At 43.5% G+C, this 16,318-nt stretch carries 10 protein-coding genes; all 10 read right to left on the bottom strand.

Annotated elements, in window-relative coordinates; all coding sequences use genetic code 11:
• Positions 1–92: 92 nt before the first annotated feature.
• The 10 genes from FD05_RS03535 to FD05_RS03490 all read right to left on the bottom strand — a co-directional run bounded on the left by FD05_RS03535 (position 93) and on the right by FD05_RS03490 (position 16,312).
• The gene (locus FD05_RS03535; protein WP_020281775.1) at positions 93–1,046 is read right to left on the bottom strand and encodes an ABC transporter permease; all 954 of its coding nucleotides are present in this window, start codon (positions 1,044–1,046) and stop codon (positions 93–95) included.
• A gap of 11 nt (positions 1,047–1,057) precedes the next feature.
• Positions 1,058–2,017, bottom strand: coding sequence for an ABC transporter permease (locus FD05_RS03530; RefSeq protein ID WP_020281774.1), 960 nt, complete (start codon positions 2,015–2,017; stop codon positions 1,058–1,060).
• Positions 2,017–2,997: an ATP-binding cassette domain-containing protein gene (locus tag FD05_RS03525; RefSeq protein ID WP_020281773.1), complete on the bottom strand. Its 981-nt coding sequence runs from the start codon at positions 2,995–2,997 to the stop codon at positions 2,017–2,019. The genes FD05_RS03530 and FD05_RS03525 overlap by 1 nt, the downstream gene beginning before the upstream one ends.
• Positions 2,984–4,015: an ABC transporter ATP-binding protein gene (locus FD05_RS03520; RefSeq protein WP_020281772.1), complete on the bottom strand. Its 1,032-nt coding sequence runs from the start codon at positions 4,013–4,015 to the stop codon at positions 2,984–2,986. Before FD05_RS03520 ends, FD05_RS03525 begins: the two co-directional genes overlap by 14 nt.
• A gap of 208 nt (positions 4,016–4,223) precedes the next feature.
• Positions 4,224–5,834 carry an integral membrane protein gene (locus FD05_RS11765; protein WP_020281771.1) on the bottom strand — a complete coding sequence of 537 codons (1,611 nt, stop codon included), beginning with the start codon at positions 5,832–5,834 and terminating at the stop codon, positions 4,224–4,226.
• Positions 5,831–7,186 carry a glycosyltransferase family 2 protein gene (locus tag FD05_RS03510; protein WP_039933182.1) on the bottom strand — a complete coding sequence of 452 codons (1,356 nt, stop codon included), beginning with the start codon at positions 7,184–7,186 and terminating at the stop codon, positions 5,831–5,833. Before FD05_RS03510 ends, FD05_RS11765 begins: the two co-directional genes overlap by 4 nt.
• Positions 7,187–7,364: 178 nt before the next feature.
• Positions 7,365–9,020: a Cna B-type domain-containing protein gene (locus FD05_RS03505; RefSeq protein ID WP_039933180.1), complete on the bottom strand. Its 1,656-nt coding sequence runs from the start codon at positions 9,018–9,020 to the stop codon at positions 7,365–7,367.
• 316 nt (positions 9,021–9,336) lie between these two features.
• Positions 9,337–13,086 carry an MBG domain-containing protein gene (locus FD05_RS03500; RefSeq protein WP_020281768.1) on the bottom strand — a complete coding sequence of 1,250 codons (3,750 nt, stop codon included), beginning with the start codon at positions 13,084–13,086 and terminating at the stop codon, positions 9,337–9,339.
• 104 nt (positions 13,087–13,190) lie between these two features.
• The gene (locus FD05_RS03495) at positions 13,191–13,841 is read right to left on the bottom strand and encodes an NAD(P)-dependent oxidoreductase (protein ID WP_020281767.1); all 651 of its coding nucleotides are present in this window, start codon (positions 13,839–13,841) and stop codon (positions 13,191–13,193) included.
• A 212-nt stretch (positions 13,842–14,053) separates the two neighbouring features.
• Entirely contained in the window at positions 14,054–16,312 is a 2,259-nt protein-coding gene (locus FD05_RS03490; protein ID WP_020281766.1) for a glycoside hydrolase family 65 protein, read from the bottom strand.
• Positions 16,313–16,318: the final 6 nt, after the last annotated feature.

Raw genomic sequence — 16,318 nt, 5'->3', positions numbered from 1 at the left:
AACATCCCTCCAAATCTATATTTGAATCTGACTACCAACAAAATCTCACCTCAAACTGCAAAAACCGCATCATCTCCTTTAATGCTTATTTCTTACTTTTGATCTTGACCGCGGCGTTGAGCAGCGTTGGTGGTTCGACGCATTACCTGGCCGATGTAACTGATTGACAGACATAAAATAATAATTTCAATAGCGGCGGGCAGCCAGGTCCACCAGTATTGGGTAATGTTTTCAGGATCATTGGCATTAGCGATTAAAGTACCAAGTGATGGGGTTCCCATTGGCAGGCCAAAGCCCAAGAATGAAAGTCCGGTTTCAACACCAATATTTTCAGCGAATGACAACGTCGTATCAACAATGATCAATGAAGAAATATTTGGCATAATTTCTCTGAAAATGATCTTGAAGTTGCTGGTACCGGAAGTCTTCGAGGCGGCCACGTAATCCTTTTGCGACTCGGCCAAGGTCCGTGAACGGATCAGTCGAGAAGTCCCCATCCAATAGAAGATGGACAGAATCAAAGTCAACGTGATGGCGTTGTAATGGGGAATGATGGTGACGATAACAATGATCGTCATCAGCATTGGGATAATCATCATAAAGTCATAGACACGCTGCATTGCGAGGTCGACCATACCGCCGAAGTACCCGGAAACCAGGCCCCAGCAGATACCAAATGTTGAAGAAATAATCGTCAAACCAATCGCAATTGAAATTGAGTTTCGTGAACCAACAACTAACTCTTTGGCAATTGAACGGCCACCGGCATCTGCACCTAGCCAATAATCGGAACTAAACGGCTTGTTGTAATAACCCATGATATTGGTTTCCATCATCTTTGGGACATCAATGAATTCTGATGCAATGATGACGAATAAAATAAAGAATACCAAGAGAAATAGTGAAACCAAAGCTGGTTTGTCAGCCTTGAACTCGCCCCACATGATTTTCATCCGTGAGGGAGTGGCTTCTTCGTTAGCTTCCTTGGTTAATTTAGCAAGATCTTCTTTTGAAATGCTTGTTGCATCTGCAATATCTCGTTTCATCTCAGCACCCCCTACTCAACCCGAACTCGTGGGTCAACAATGCTCAAGACGATGTCTGACAGCAAAGTTCCCAACAAGTTCAGGAAGCCATATAGTAGAACCAAAGCGGTGATAACGGTGTAATCCCGGAAGTTGATGGCGTTCAAGAATAAGAGCCCCATACCAGGATAAGAGAAGACCATTTCGGTAAAGATCGAACCGCCAAGCAAGCCAGTGATTGAATAACCGGCAAATGCGGCGATTGGCAACAGTGAGTTACGGAAGATGTGGTGACGGTAAATATCCTTCATTGGGACACCCTTTGAACGGGCTGTCCGGACATAGTCGGAATGTTTGGCGTCAATCACTTCTGAACGCAGGTACTGGACGATGTTCACAGTTCCGAACAATGCCCCCAGCAATCCAGGTAAGATAATGTGGTCAAGTCGCGACAACATCGTCCCACCAAGGCCACTTGCCTGCGCGGAAACCGAGCCGCTGGTTGGGAACCAGTTCAACGCATAACCGAAGATCCAGATTCCGATAACCAAAACAACGAAGAATGGAATCGACATTGTGACATATGTATATACACGTACCAAAGTGTCTTGAAGTTTGCCTTCGTGATGGGCAGCGTACATCCCAAGCGGCAAGCCAATTCCATAGGTGAGGACCATCGTGAACAGTGCGAGCCATAAAGTATTGGCACCACGTTGTTGAATCAAATCAACAACTGGTTCCTGATATTCATAGCTCATCCCCAAATCACCGTGGAACAAATGGACAACCCAGTTCCAATACTGCTGATACCAAGGATCATACAGACCATGGATTTCCATCAAATGGTGAATCTGGGCAGGATCGGCTCGGGGGTTGATTGATCCGGTAAATGGATCCCCAGGCATTGCCTTTGCGAGCAGGAAAACCAGAATGCTCAAAATAATCAGTTCCGGAATCATAATCAAGACCCGGCGTAAAATTGTTTTCCACATCAGACATTTACCCCCTTACTCTCAGACTGTTGTTCGAATTTTTTGGCCAACTCAGGTGGCAGTGCCACCGAGTGCGTTGGTGAAACTTTGACGAGTGGAAATGCCATGCCGTCTTGATCATAGTATGTGGCCTGCTGCTCTTGATAAATTTTTTCGATTTCCAAACGGTGCTTGCGATGCGCTTCTCGGTGATTCACATTGGTTTCGGGAATTGCCGCTAACAAACGCTTGGTGTAAATGTGCATTGGATTATTGTAAATGTCTTCTCGAGTTCCCACTTCCACAATCCGGCCGCGGGTCATAATGGCAATGTTTTTGCACATATGACGAACCACCCCGAGATCATGGGAAATGAATAGATATGAAATGCCAAATTGTCGCTGAATCTTCTTCATGAAGTTCAGAACCTGTGCTTGAACGGAAAGGTCCAAGGCAGAAACCGGTTCGTCAGCGATGATTAATTTGGGATGGGTCGCCACGGCTCTGGCAACCCCGATCCGTTGACGTTGGCCGCCTGAGAATTGATGAGGATACTTGTATAACGCATCGGCATCCAAACCAACAATGTCGAGCAATTGTAGAACTCGGAGCTTTTCTTCTTCTTTATCCAAATGTTCGAAGTTCCGCAATGGCTCTGCAATCACGTCTTCAATTCGTTTGCGAGGATTCAGGCTTGAGAGTGAATCTTGGAAAATCATTTGAACATCACGGTTGTAATCGAGTTTGCGACGATTTTCAGCTTTCGTGACATCCTTACCGTTATACATAACTGTTCCGGCAGTTGCCTTTTCCAAACCAATAATGGCTTTGGCAGTGGTTGATTTACCGGAACCAGATTCACCAACTAAACCGTATGTTTCACCGGCTTCAATATTGAAGGTGACGCCGTCGACCGCTTTGACGTTATCAACGATTCGGTTCCAGAAGCCGCCGCGAATTGGGTAATGAACCTTCAAGTCATTAATTTCAATTAGACTCATGACCGGCGCCCTCCTTTACTTGATCTGGGAAATAAAAGTCTTTGTAGCAGGTGCATCGGACTAAGTGATTGTCACCAATATCGTGCATTTTCGGTTCAGTTTCATGTGCTGATGCGGGAATCCAAGGAATCCGTGGTGCAAATCGGTCTCCTTGCTTAGGCATCTTCTGCAGTGAAGGCACCATGCCCTGAATCACGTAAAGGTCATCGCTTTCGTTATCTCGCTGTGGCATTGACCGCAACAATGAGCGGGTGTAAGGGTGCTTAGGTTCATTAAAAATTTGTGAAGCCGTTCCCTGCTCGACAATTTGGCCAGCGTACATAACGGCAACCCGGTCGGCAGTTTCGGCAACCACACCCAAATCATGGGTAATCAAGATGATGCCGGCGTGGTTTTCTCGTTGAATATCGCGAAGGACGTCCAGAATTTGGGCTTGAATGGTCACGTCCAAAGCAGTGGTTGGTTCGTCAGCAATAATCAAATCTGGCTTGCAGGCAATCGCAATGGCGATAATAATCCGTTGCCGCATCCCACCGGACAATTGATGGGGGAATTGGTGAGCCGTTCGATCCGGATCCTCAATCCCAACTTGGTTCAGCAGTTCAATCACCCGAGCATGACGCTCTTTTTCGGTCATCTTAGTGTGATAGACCATGACTTCTTGAATTTGATCTTCAATTCGTTTTAATGGATTCAAAGCAGACAGTGGGTCCTGGAAAATCATGCCAATCTTGGCACCTCGAACCTTGTTATAGCCTTTTTCATCCAACTTTAGTAAGTCGGTTCCTTCAAAATCAATTTCCCCCGAGATTTTGGTTTCTTCCGGATCATGGAGTCCCATGATCGTCGTTGCCAACGTACTTTTCCCACAACCGGATTCCCCCACAATTGCTAAAATCTCATCATGTTTCACTTCGAGGTTGACGTTTGAAACAGCATCATAGTATTGACCATTAATCTTGAACGCGGTGCTGACATTTTTGATGTTCAAGAATTGGTCTGTATTTGTCTCAACCACGTGAATATCTCCTTTTGAAAATGTATTTATGTATGACCATTAAAAATTGATAAATGGTGTTATTATTATTTCATTTAAAAAACATTATATTCTCATTGTATTCTCATTTCAAACCATGTTAAGACTTTTTTGTAAATATTTGTTAATCAGTGACAAAAAAGCAGAAGGAACGCCTATCTAGCGCTTCTCCTGCTACTTATTAAGAATGTTAATTTTTAACTGATACTGGGATTTCAGAATGTGATGGCTTCTCTTTAAGTGAGAAATTCGGAACCACGTAGCTCATCCCCAGGCTGCTAATCATCATCCAAGGAATGTAGAAAGCCACCTGGTAACGACTTTGCACCTCAACGGCCATGAAGATCAGCGTCATCCCAATCATCACGATCTCATTGACGAACACACCATTTTTCTCATGAATTCCAGATAAATCATCCATTCTGGACACCAATTGTGGCAGCATGCCGATCAACACTAGTATCAGGACAGCTATCTGAAAACCAGTTACCAAATTTGTCAGTGTGCCAATCTCAAATGGCGTGAGGTCTTCCCACATGTAATTGGGTTTACGAGTATTGTTCCAAAAAAGGACTGGGCCATAGTCTGGCTGCATCAAAATCTCATTTTTTCGAAACAAGAAGTCCTTCCACTTACCATTCTTTGTTAAGGCCTCTGTGTTGGCTTTCAACTGCTTTTTGAGAACTTGATCAAAACCTGCGAATTTTTGGGCAGGTGTCAGCGTCTGATCATGATTATACTTTTCCAACTTCTTAACCAGTTTTGAGGACCACATGCCACCGGTTTTAATAGTTGTTCCCGTTGCCAATGTATATTCTTGGCCGATCGAAGACTTCGCAATTGGCACACCATAAACGAACTGGTCAACTTTAGGCTCAATTTGAGTCAGCCCGAAAAATACCAACACGACTGCTAAAATACCAATCCGAGGCACCCAGACTGCCTTCGGGTGTTCATGACGCTTCAGCGGTTCTTTGAATTTGAACCAGACAAACAACCCATATGCGATCACAATCACCATTGATAATGGCCGAATATTTTGAGCAAAGTACAACGCAACAACTATCCAACCCGCATCTATCCAAAAATGGCGGTCTTTTAACGATCGATAAGTCACCAGCCGATTCAGTAAAGACATGCTCATGAGTAGTGCAAACAGCCAGACGGGCTCGGCTCCCAGAAGAGTGGTATAAATATACCAAGTTGGCAGAAAAAAGAATGTCAATGCAGCAAACATGCCAGTTTGACGATTAAAAAAGTAACTGACAATGTTCAAAATTAAAATCGCACTCAAAACGCTAATCCCAATGTTGAACCATTGAACTACTTTTGGTGAATTTACAACGACTTTATATAAATAGTGATAAAAGTTCCCGATGTGAATCACATGTGGAAAAATGCTGTCCAAATCGAGTGCACGCACATGGTATAACCACTGCCAACTATCACCATTGGCTCTGGATCCACCCAAGACGTTATAGCTCCACATGTCTGAGATGAGGTTCAATCGAAACGAGTAAATCATGATGATCTTGGGAATTGACATGACACTGAGAAACAGCAGCAGCCAGCCAGTAAATCGAGTCGCAAACCATTTCGCCGAGTACCACAAAAGCATCAAGAAGATCAGGCTGCCAAAGATGGCCCCAATCAGTTGATTGGTATTGGCGTGAAACGTATCATACGGAAATTTGTAATACCCGGTCACCGTTCCGGCAAGCAGCCAGCCAGTTGCGATGATTGCTAACACCGTAACGCAAAAATAGGTGATCTTGATGAGTTTTGGCTGCTTAACGATCATCGTCTCACCGCCCCATCTTCGGCGCTGGTCGCTTCGTAAGGTCTACCAAACAACGTAGTTTTGGGAATAGTACTGTGAAGCGGTTTCCGAGCGGTCTTACTTTCGTGAGCAGTTTTCGCCCAGTCACTGCGGTTGGTCATCAGCCGATAAAATGAAATAAAGGCAACGGGTGTCAACATCCATGAATAAAGCAGATTACCTTCAATCATGACAACAACATCCCGGTAATTAAAGTGATAACCTGACTGGCGCATCAATCGATTAGCGACAAAAATCATCAAATAAGTAATCAGCATCCCCAACAACAGTACCGTTCCGGCCGCCAACATTGTCTTTCGAGGGAAGGCAATCAAATGGTAAGCCATCACGATGGTTGCTAAGAATGAACTAAACGTAAACAGCATCGAGAAAAACGGCAGGATCATAAAGATGATTAAATCAGTTTTTAGCTTTGGTGGAATTTTCTTGGAGGAGAAGACTCGTTTACCATATCGCTTGAGACACTGCATCCCGCCTTGACACCATCTGACACGTTGTTTAATTAACGGTTTGTATTGATTGACACCTTCTTGAGGCATGAAGGTGTTGGCGAGAAACCCGCCATTAAAGCCATGCAACAAACCATTGATACTGAATTCCAAATCATCGAGGAGTGAATTGTTCCATTTGATTTGAGTGGCCATTTCCAAGGTCATGAACTGACCATTGCCGGATGCAATCGCACTACCCCAGTCCATCCGGATAATCTGCTGCAAAAAGTTGGGAACACCAAATTCAAATTCCTGCATCAGAGTCAGGAAATTATGAATGTTGCTGATCGAAATCCCAGTTTGAAGCAAGTCATAATCAGAATGGGTGAAACCATTAAAAATGTTCAATAGAATTTTGAAACTTGGTTCTGAATCGCTATCGATCACGCCGACAACGGTATTTTTAAAGTCATGAGTCTGGGTTGTAATCCAATCCAGGCCATCGTTAAGCGCCTTACCCTTGCCTTCGCGGGCGTGCGGTAGTTTCCGAGTCAGGATGTGTACCCGGTTATTGCCTTCGAACCTTTGTAATTTAATATCGGTGCCATCGTCTGAACCATCGTTAATGATAATTAAAGTCGTCTTGCACGGAAGGGGGCTCATTGCCCGCAGTAACCGAGTGACGGTGACTTCAATTTCATTAACTTCGTTGAGCGCCGGCACCATAATATACATATGCTTAATCTTTCGTTGAATATCAACTGAATAATGGGCCTCGGCATCCTTATGACAAAAGATATTAAAGAGATTGAGAATGCCAAATCCTCCTGTACTAAATAAAGAGATGAATAGGAAAACCCAAATGATTGTCCATATGTCCATGTAACCACCTCCGTGCAAGTTTGATTGGTTTACTGTTCACTGTTATCTAGTGGAAACGTGCAAAACGAAGCTGACCCCTGCCATTTAAGCAAATAAAGCAATCATTCCTAAAACCGGGAATAATTGCTTTATTTACTTAAATTCTGGGGTCAAAGCGCTTCGTTTTGCACTCTGGTTTTTACCAGCCCCAGCACGGAATGAAGTGATGACTACGTTTGCTATAAACGTTGATCAAGTTGACATTATTGTTTGCATCTGGTGTTTGTTGACCTGGGGTCTTAGTCTTGTAGCCAAATGGGACATAGTCTTCGGCGACTGTGTACACAAATTTATTTCCTTGATCGTCATATTGTGGCAAGTAATGGAACGTGGTTTCATACCAGTCACAATAGCTTAATGTTCTAAATCTGTAAGGGACACCGTTTTGATACAAGGTCACGTGAACACAAGGTGTGCACTTCCAGAATGGCACGTTCTTCCATGTCTTGGTGACGTGAACGAAGGTGAAGCACTGTGGCTTCTTCTGGTACACATTGGTGAGGGTAACCACGCCGTTGCTATCAGGCGCAACTGGCTTGTTGCCGTCAGGATCACTCTTGTATCCATCGGGAACCGAAGCTTCATTGACGGTGTAGCTGATTGCGTGACCGTCTGTAGCAAATTTAGCTAAACCAGTAAATTGAGCTTGATAAGAATTAGCTTCATTCAAGGTAACCGTCTTGCCGGTATCCTTGCCATCAGCGTACAACTTGGCTGTAACAGCTGGTGTGGTGACACCATCTGGAACATCCTGCCATACTTTTTTGACAGTGACGCTGGTAGTTGCATCGGTATGATCACCGGTTGCGGAACCTTTGCCCATTGTCAGGACAACCGTCTTGGTGTTTGAAGTAGCAACTGGTGTCCCAGCTGCAACGGTCGTGATGTCACTGGCAGTGATCGAAGCAGTATTCGGCAAATCCAATTCGGTACCATAAAGACTGTATTCATTGTCATTGCTGATATCGGATTGATACATAATGTTGATTGCCTTATCAAGTGTTCCATTCCACTTGAAGGTAAATCCGGAATCTGTTGGGGTGATTGTGTAATGACTGGCAGCGATTGTTTGCCCACCAGCATTATCAGTAACCGTGACTGATTTAGGATCAAAATTTTGTGCAGATGTATTGCCTAAAGTATCGTCAACTTGAACATTGTTCAGTTGGTGGTTGTTAGGGTTAACCAAGACCTGCCAGTTAACTTTGGCCAAAGTCCCGTTAGCACGAACGGATTCGTTCTGGCCCCAACCATTCTTGGCAAGGAAGACGTTAACTGGATAGCTCGGCGTGAATGACCGAGTACCAGTGACTGAGAATTCCAGTGAACCGTGACGGTTGGTGTTGTATTTGGCCCAATAGGCTGCGTTACTAAATGTAATTTGGCCGGTTGTGGCCTTTGGATTGGCAACAAATTGACCAACGGTTTCGTTGGTATTGCTTGATTTAATATCGAACTTTTCTGGTGTCCTAAATGTTGCACCAGTAGGTAATGTGACCGTCGCGGTATCCCCGTTATTAACGGTTGTCCCATCAGCGATCTTAAAATCATAATCCAGCGTATGTACTGGACCTGCATACCACTGTTGCGAAACAGCGGGTAAAACGGTCGCTCCGTCTTCCTTTGCGGAAGTGGCGGATAGACCGGTGATTGCAGAATCAATATTGGCAGCACTTGCGCTGTCAGAAATGACAGCTGCTGAAGCAAACGAGCAAAGAAAGATTGCGACGATGCTCAGTAGCTTAAAATGCTTAACAACAAAATCGTGCATCTTATAAAATGTACAACTCATCATATATTCCCCCTAAATATGAAATTTTACCGATCGAATCGGCGTTGATACTTCATTACACATTGATAATGGCTCATAATTCACGTATTCCCAGTACGTTATGGACAAAATCCCCCTTGTGCAACGTCAGTACTATTAAATTGTAACGCTAGAGTCCTGTTATGACAAGGTGTTTAATGAAATGAAATTAATTTCTGAGCGAATTATAACAATATTTCGGTATATTTAATTAGTTATGTATGTGTGCATAATTTTAGTAAGCGACTAAAAACACCCAACTTTTCAAATGAAAAGTTGGGTGTTTATTACACCTTGGTTATTATTTTATGTTGATGTATTTAGTGTTGCCGGTAATATAACCACCAGCAACTCGATATCTCAAAGTTCCATGATGCTTGGTACTGTTTGCTTGGGAATAGTCGAAGCCATAGACTTTGAACGTCTTTCGCTGATTTGCGGAATAATGTTTATTCCGCTTAGTTAAGTTGACATTTGAATACCGATTAATCGCACCTTTAGCGCGAACCCTAGTTGGTGTTACATGTCGACCCATTTGAACTAATTTTCGGTTGGCTGTTACATACTGACCATTGCTCAAAACAAATCGAGTTGTCAGATTGTGGCTCACAACTTTCTTAGCTTTCAACACTGTCCCTTGCTTGTAGTTCTTAACCTTGCCAGTTAAGGAAGCCTTCTTATAGCCGTTAACGCCACGTGGGTTGATCACCGTGATAGTTGCATGACTGTCTTCATAATATACCGGGCGGACATAGTTCCAGCTGGCGGTGATGTAACCTGTCTTACCGCGGTTCTTGGTGAGATGGTTGACATCACGAACTTTATAACGAAGAACGCCGTTACTATCACGGGTATAACCAGTTACTACAAACATCGGTCGGTAAATCCGTGGTTTTTGAACGTACCAAGCTTTTCGATTGTGCTTAGCAAAGTTCTTAGAATCATACAGGCCAATCTTCTTAATCGCATAAACAACGGTTCCCTTAACCGCAACATTGCCAGGAGTGACCGGCCCTGAGGAAGAACTACTACTGCTGCTGTTTGGGGTTGAAGGGGTTGACGGCGTCGATGGTGTGCTTGGTGTAACCGAACTGCCACCACCATGATTATCCGGGATATTTTGTGATGTGATGGTAAAGGATGCCTTCACTGCATTGAAATCAATGTCGTAATTACTATATTTTTCTTCAAGTGCTTTGATCTCAGCGGAAGATAGCGTAATTTCATACGTACCAACTGCTGAGCTGTCATTGCTGATATTGTATTGTCCCGACGATAACTTAATTGTCGCCTTCGTAGAACCCTTGGCATCTCGCACTGTCAGCGTTGGTTGATAATTGCTTGCGCTGACTTTCTTACCATCATAGACTTTACTGCCGCTGGTTAGAGAAGCCGTGGCCTTTTGTTTCGTAATGTTGAAAGTCGCAGTAGACGAGCCACCGACTAATGTAAAATCGCTACCTAGAAGATTACCAATTCTTGTTTTACCAGCCTCACTCAAGTCAACGGAATAATTACCGACATCCGAAACGCCATTGTCATGGCCAGTGATTGTAAGATCAGAGTCTTGCAGTTTGACTTGTTTGCCATCGGTCATCGTAATTGTATAGTCACTAGCAGATGGTTTATGAGTTTGACCGTCGTACCCAATACTGTGTGAACCTTGTATTGTGTATGAAACTTGTTTTTTAGCCAAAATAATATATTCCGAACTTATTGTGCTCAGTCCAGACAGATCATAATTAGAATACTGGTTCTGGATTTTCTTAATCTCATTAGGATTTACGGTGATTTCATATAACCCCACCGCAGAGTCATCATTTTTGACGTCGTATTGGCCAGCTTGTAAGACAATGGTCGCGATGGACTTTCCATTGGCATCAGTAATAGTCAATGATGGGGTGAAGTAGGTATCGTGACTAACATTAAAGCCATCATAGATCTTCGAGCCACCCTCCAAAGTTATAATGGCACCTGTTGCAGGTGTAATGGTATAAGTGGCTTCAACTGTATCCAAATCATTAAACGTATAGTTGGGATACTTTGCTTTAATCGCCTTTATCCCAGCAGTGGTTAATTTGATCTTGTAGCTGCCCGCGTTACTGCCATCGGTTTCAAATCGATAGTCACCAGCCGATAAATCCATTGTTCCAATTGTTTTTCCGGTACTATCGGTTGCAGTAAATTTAGGCTGTGTATAGCTTGAGCTGGCCGATTTACCATCATAGGTCTTTGAACCACCACTCAAGGTACCAGTGGCAGCATCAGTAATGATGAACGAAGCCGAACTAGATCCTTGAGTAAGCTCGTAGGTGTTTCCAAATTGAGAGTTAATATGATCTATTCCAGCTTGTGTTAAATACACTTCGTAAGTCCCTGGAGTTGCCGCATTATTTTTTACAGCAATGTCTCCGGACTGCAAAGTATACGAGCCGCCAGCACTTAAATTGACGCTGTAATTACTTAAAGTCGGTTGTTGGGTCTGACCATTGTAAGCCACCGTCTGAATACCATTAAGGCTATATGTTGCGGATCTCTTCGCAACTGTAACAATGATAGTCGTAGAATCATTTCCGTACGAATAAGTCACAAAATAGTTGCCGGCTTTAGTTGTGTTGACTGTTGGAATTGTATTGCCGCTTGCGTCTTTAACCGTGACTGTCAGCTTATCCAAGTCTTGGCCTCTGTAATTATCCGCCGGCTTCCATGTGTCTCCAATATAAATGGTAGATGAAACTGCGTCGAATTTTGGAATTTCCCGAAAAACGGTGTAACTACCAGAATAGATGGTGTTGCCATTGCTCTGTAATGTCCAACTAAAGCTAAACTGTTTAACACCAGCAGGAATACTAAATTTCCCACTAGTTTTGTCATACGTAACACCATCAGTAAGATTGGAAATATCAATATCCATATTTGTCTTACCATTCGTATTAATTGTAAATAAATCATTGATTGAAAGTGTGGGTTGTTGAGCCGTAATTGTCACTGATTGGCCAATTGCCCCATGTGCTGACAAGGAACCACTTGGATTCGCAATTTGGCTAATTTGGTTTTGAGAAAAGGCATCTGTTCCGACGGCTGAATTGCCCGAAACATTCACCTTTGTAATCAGATTGCCGACAAATGCTTGTATCCCAACGCTTGTGGTACTTTTAGGAATAGTAACTGTGCCATCAATCTTGTTGTATGCAAAGGCTGATGTATCAATCGTTTTGAGTGCTTCATCGAAGGTAACACCAGTTATTTTGTTCCCGGCAAAAGCCTGTGTGCCGATTGTTTCAAGAGATTTCGGAAGAGTGATCGTTGAATCTAAGGCAGAGTATGCGAAAGCGCCATCCTTAATGGTTGTCAAACTGGTTGCAGGTGAAAGATCGATATTTGCCAAGATTTTATTATTAGCAAACGCCCGAGAACCAATTGTTACCAGGTTGGAGTTAAAGTTCACTTTATCCAAATTATCCATTACAGAAAATGCACTTGTGCCAATCTCTTGAGTATTTTTGCCCAATGTTACCTCACTTGTCGCCCCATACACGAATGCATATGCGCCAATTGATGTGACTGAGTCTGGCAGCACAATTGGAGAAGTCTGTTTAAGACCTTGAAATGCGTTATCGCCAATGGTCTTCAAACTGGTTGCCTGTGAGAAATCAACATTTGTCAGATGTTGAAGCGAGCCAAATGCGTTCTTGTCAATTGCTGTCAAATATTTTGGTAATGTAACACTGGTCATATTATCTTGAAATGAAAAAGCATTTTCCCCGATCTCAGTTACCTTATAAGTTTTTCCATCATTAGTTACCGTATCAGGGATCACAACGGTGGAAGAATTATTACCCTGACCGGCCCATATGTTCATGCCGGTGATGGTAGCTGTATCATTTGCATCATTATAAGACCATTTAAAGTCTGTTTGATTATTGGGCTGAGCAGTGTCAGCTGCGTGCGCCTGAGTCGGTGTGAGCATTATGCTCCCCGTACTGACAACCCCCGTTCCAATTACTAAAGTTGCCGTCAATACTGCTGCAGCCAACTTCGTCTTTTTCATACTGCTCCCCCCAATTCAAACTAGTTATCGCGCTTATGTTAACTAGATAAATATAGACCGTTTAACTTAAAACAGCCTTAATAATGTCCTAAATTTTGGTAAAGTTACTTATCCACCGCCGTAAATCGCTCATTATGGTGCGCCGGATGCTCAATCTCATCATTAATCACTTTAGCCATGGTACCGGCTGTGATTTCTGATTTGCCCTCAGCATTTGTCAGCAGAGCATTGTGGCCAAGCACATATTCAGTTGCATCCCCAGGTTTAAACGTTGCACTTGGAGAAACCGCAACCCAATTAACATCTGTCGCATCCGTCAACATCTTATATTCCTCAAACTGATGGCGAGGAATTTCGATAAACGATTCATTATTTGGCATCTTTTCGAGCTTATCGATCAAACGTTGACCGTTGCCCGTTTCCAAACTACCTGCACCTAAAATGAAGAATAGCCGTGGCTTCTCGGCATTCTTGGCAAATTCAATCAGTCGCGCAGCCAAATCGACGTGCTGATTGGCCTTTGTCGAATCATGAGTCGCAAATGCATCAACAACCACGTCCAGATTTTGAATATCTGCGTGTTGAATTTCAAAAGCATCTTTAACAACCAGATGAGCTTGGTCACCAAACATGTCCTTGGCTTTTTCACCATTGCGAACAAATGCGGTTACTTCAAAGCCACGACGAATGGCCTCCTTGGTAATCTCGCTGCCGGCCATTCCGGTAGCACCAATTACACCTACTTTTAATGTCATAGTTAACCCTCATCTCATAATAGATTGTGCATGATAGTATTGCGCTTATGTTTTTCATTCCACCACTAGTATTACGCGATTTGTAGCTATGGTCAACTATTTTGAATCGCAACATTTAGTGCGCTAAAGCCTGTTACAGCATGGTTATTGTAAAAAATAACAACAAAAAATCGAGAGCATTTAGCAACTCTCGATTTCTTCAAAACAGTCATTTACTTAGCTAATTCAACAGGTTTTCCAGCCACATCAATCGTGATTGGGTCGCCACTAATTAATTTGAAATGTGAACCATCTTTGTCAACGTCAACTTCAATCAGACGATCGCGGAAGACTTGCCTAAACGAATAGTGTGACCATTTCTTCGGCAGGAATGGTGCATAGTGCAACTCGCCATTACGAACCCGCATGCCAGCGAATCCTTGGACAACGGCAATCCAGCCACCGGTCATGGCAGTGATATGCAGGCCGTCAACGGTATCGTTGTTGTAGTTGTCCAGGTCAAGCCGAGCAGTCCGTTCATATAATTCGACCGCTTTTTCTTCATAGTGAAGGTCGGCAGCCAGTACGGAGTAAATTGCGGGTGACAAGCTTGATTCATGAACAGTGTATTGTTCATAGAAATCAAAGTTAGATTTCTTCTCCTCAGGCGTGAAATCATCAATGAAGTCCCAGATTCCTTGGAGCACATCGCCCTGCTTGATGTAAGGAGAGCGCAAAATTTTGTCCCATGACCAGTTCTGGTTCAATGGTAATTGATCTGCAGGAATTTCTGAAACCGGCTTAAGATCCTTGTCGAGGAAGCCGTCGTGTTGAACAAAGATATTCAGATCCTTGTCGTATGGCAGATACATATTGTCGACAATGTCTTGCCAGTGCTTCTTTTCATCTTCGCTGACGCTCAATTTCTTGGTTTGTTCAGGTGAAACTTCCTTGAGAATTTCCAAGGTGTATTTCAAAGTCCATTGAGCCAAAATGTTGGTGTACCAGTTATTATCAACGTTGTTCTCGTACTCATCGGGGCCAGTCACACCATGAATCTGGTAGTTCTGGTTGCGTTGACTGTAGTGAACCCGGTCAGCCCAGAAACGTGAAATCTCAGTTAAAACTTTAGACCCTTCATTTAAGACATATGAAGTATCACCGGTGTATCGAGTGTAATTGTAAATCGCGAAGGCAATGTCACCATTCCGATGAATTTCTTCGAAGGTGATTTCCCATTCGTTATGACACTCAATCCCATCAAAGGTCACCATTGGGAACAAGGCACCTTTGAGCCCCTGTTGCTTAGCATTATGATAGGCACCATCCAACTGTTTGTATCGATACATCAACAGGTTACGGGTCACTTTTGGATCAGTAATTCCCAAATATACTGGAACCGCGAAGGCTTCAGTGTCCCAGTAGGTTGCACCACCGTACTTCTCACCAGTGAACCCTTTAGGCCCGATATTCAACCGTGAATCTTCACCATAATAGGTTGAGAAGAGTTCAAACAGATTGAAACGAATGCCTTGCTGAGCTTCGGTATCACCATCAATCTCGATATCCGATTTATTCCAACGGTCAGCCCAGATCTTTTCATGGGCATCAAACAGTTCATCGTATGATTGGCCTGCAACCTTGTCACTTAATTGGTGCATTGCATCAGTCAACGCATCTTGGGTATCGTAATCACGTGAAGTGACCACAATGACCCGTTTTTCGAGTTGGGCAGATTCATTAGGCGCTAATTCGCCTGTGAACTGGTTAACAACTTCTTTTTCATTAGGCTGGGCAACTTTTTCCGCTTTCAAATTAGTGACGTGACGCATTTCCATCCCTGAAGTAAAGCGAGGTGTCCCAAATGGGTTCGGGGTGGTTTCAGCGAGAACATTCCCTGAATCCGTGCCCTGTTCAGTTGAGAGAATTTCCCAGAAACGTTCATCATAGTTGGAATCTTCATTCTTAACATCGCCGTCGATGGCCGAATCGATCACCAAATCCACTTTGCTTGAACCGACGTTTTTAACAGAAAGGCGTTGAACCGATAATTCCTGCTGAGCAACACTCAAGAAACGTTCGAATTTAACAGCAACCTTTGCATCGCCCTTCGTCACAGTGAACGAGCGGGTCAATACGGCCCTTTTCATATCAAGGTTTAATTCAAAATCACTGAATTGATCTTTGGCAAGATCGATGGCTTCCCCATTAATCTTAACGGCCATTTTGATGAAATTAACAGCATTGACAACTTTACCAAAGTAGTCAGGATAGCCATTTTTCCACCAGCCAACCCGGGTCTTGTCTGGATACCAGACACCACCGAGATAAATCCCGTTAAGTGTGTCGCCGCTGTAATCCTCCTCGAAGAAACCGCGCATCCCCATATAGCCATTACCAAGACTGGTCATGGATTCCTGGAGGCGCTTGTCTTCTGGTTTAAAGTCGTGGGTGACAATATTCCAAGGCGCTACTTCAAAAGTTCTTTTCATAAATAA

It is taken from the genome of Lentilactobacillus otakiensis DSM 19908 = JCM 15040 (assembly GCF_001434145.1).
GTDB classification, from domain to species: domain Bacteria; phylum Bacillota; class Bacilli; order Lactobacillales; family Lactobacillaceae; genus Lentilactobacillus; species Lentilactobacillus otakiensis.
The sequence above is the reverse complement of the archived record's forward strand: the minus strand, read 5'-3'. Positions and strand labels throughout refer to the sequence as shown.

Bases quoted from the DNA above. Each gene is read 5' to 3' on its own strand.
- FD05_RS11765 (WP_020281771.1), bottom strand. From the start codon at position 5,834: ATGATCGTTAAGCAGCCAAAACTCATCAAGATCACCTATTTTTGCGTT.
- FD05_RS03535 (WP_020281775.1), bottom strand. From the start codon at position 1,046: ATGAAACGAGATATTGCAGATGCAACAAGCATTTCAAAAGAAGATCTT.
- FD05_RS03510 (WP_039933182.1), bottom strand. From the start codon at position 7,186: ATGGACATATGGACAATCATTTGGGTTTTCCTATTCATCTCTTTATTT.
- FD05_RS03505 (WP_039933180.1), bottom strand. From the start codon at position 9,020: ATGATGAGTTGTACATTTTATAAGATGCACGATTTTGTTGTTAAGCAT.
- FD05_RS03500 (WP_020281768.1), bottom strand. From the start codon at position 13,086: ATGAAAAAGACGAAGTTGGCTGCAGCAGTATTGACGGCAACTTTAGTA.
- FD05_RS03525 (WP_020281773.1), bottom strand. From the start codon at position 2,997: ATGAGTCTAATTGAAATTAATGACTTGAAGGTTCATTACCCAATTCGC.
- FD05_RS03495 (WP_020281767.1), bottom strand. From the start codon at position 13,841: ATGACATTAAAAGTAGGTGTAATTGGTGCTACCGGAATGGCCGGCAGC.
- FD05_RS03490 (WP_020281766.1), bottom strand. From the start codon at position 16,312: ATGAAAAGAACTTTTGAAGTAGCGCCTTGGAATATTGTCACCCACGAC.
- FD05_RS03530 (WP_020281774.1), bottom strand. From the start codon at position 2,017: ATGTGGAAAACAATTTTACGCCGGGTCTTGATTATGATTCCGGAACTG.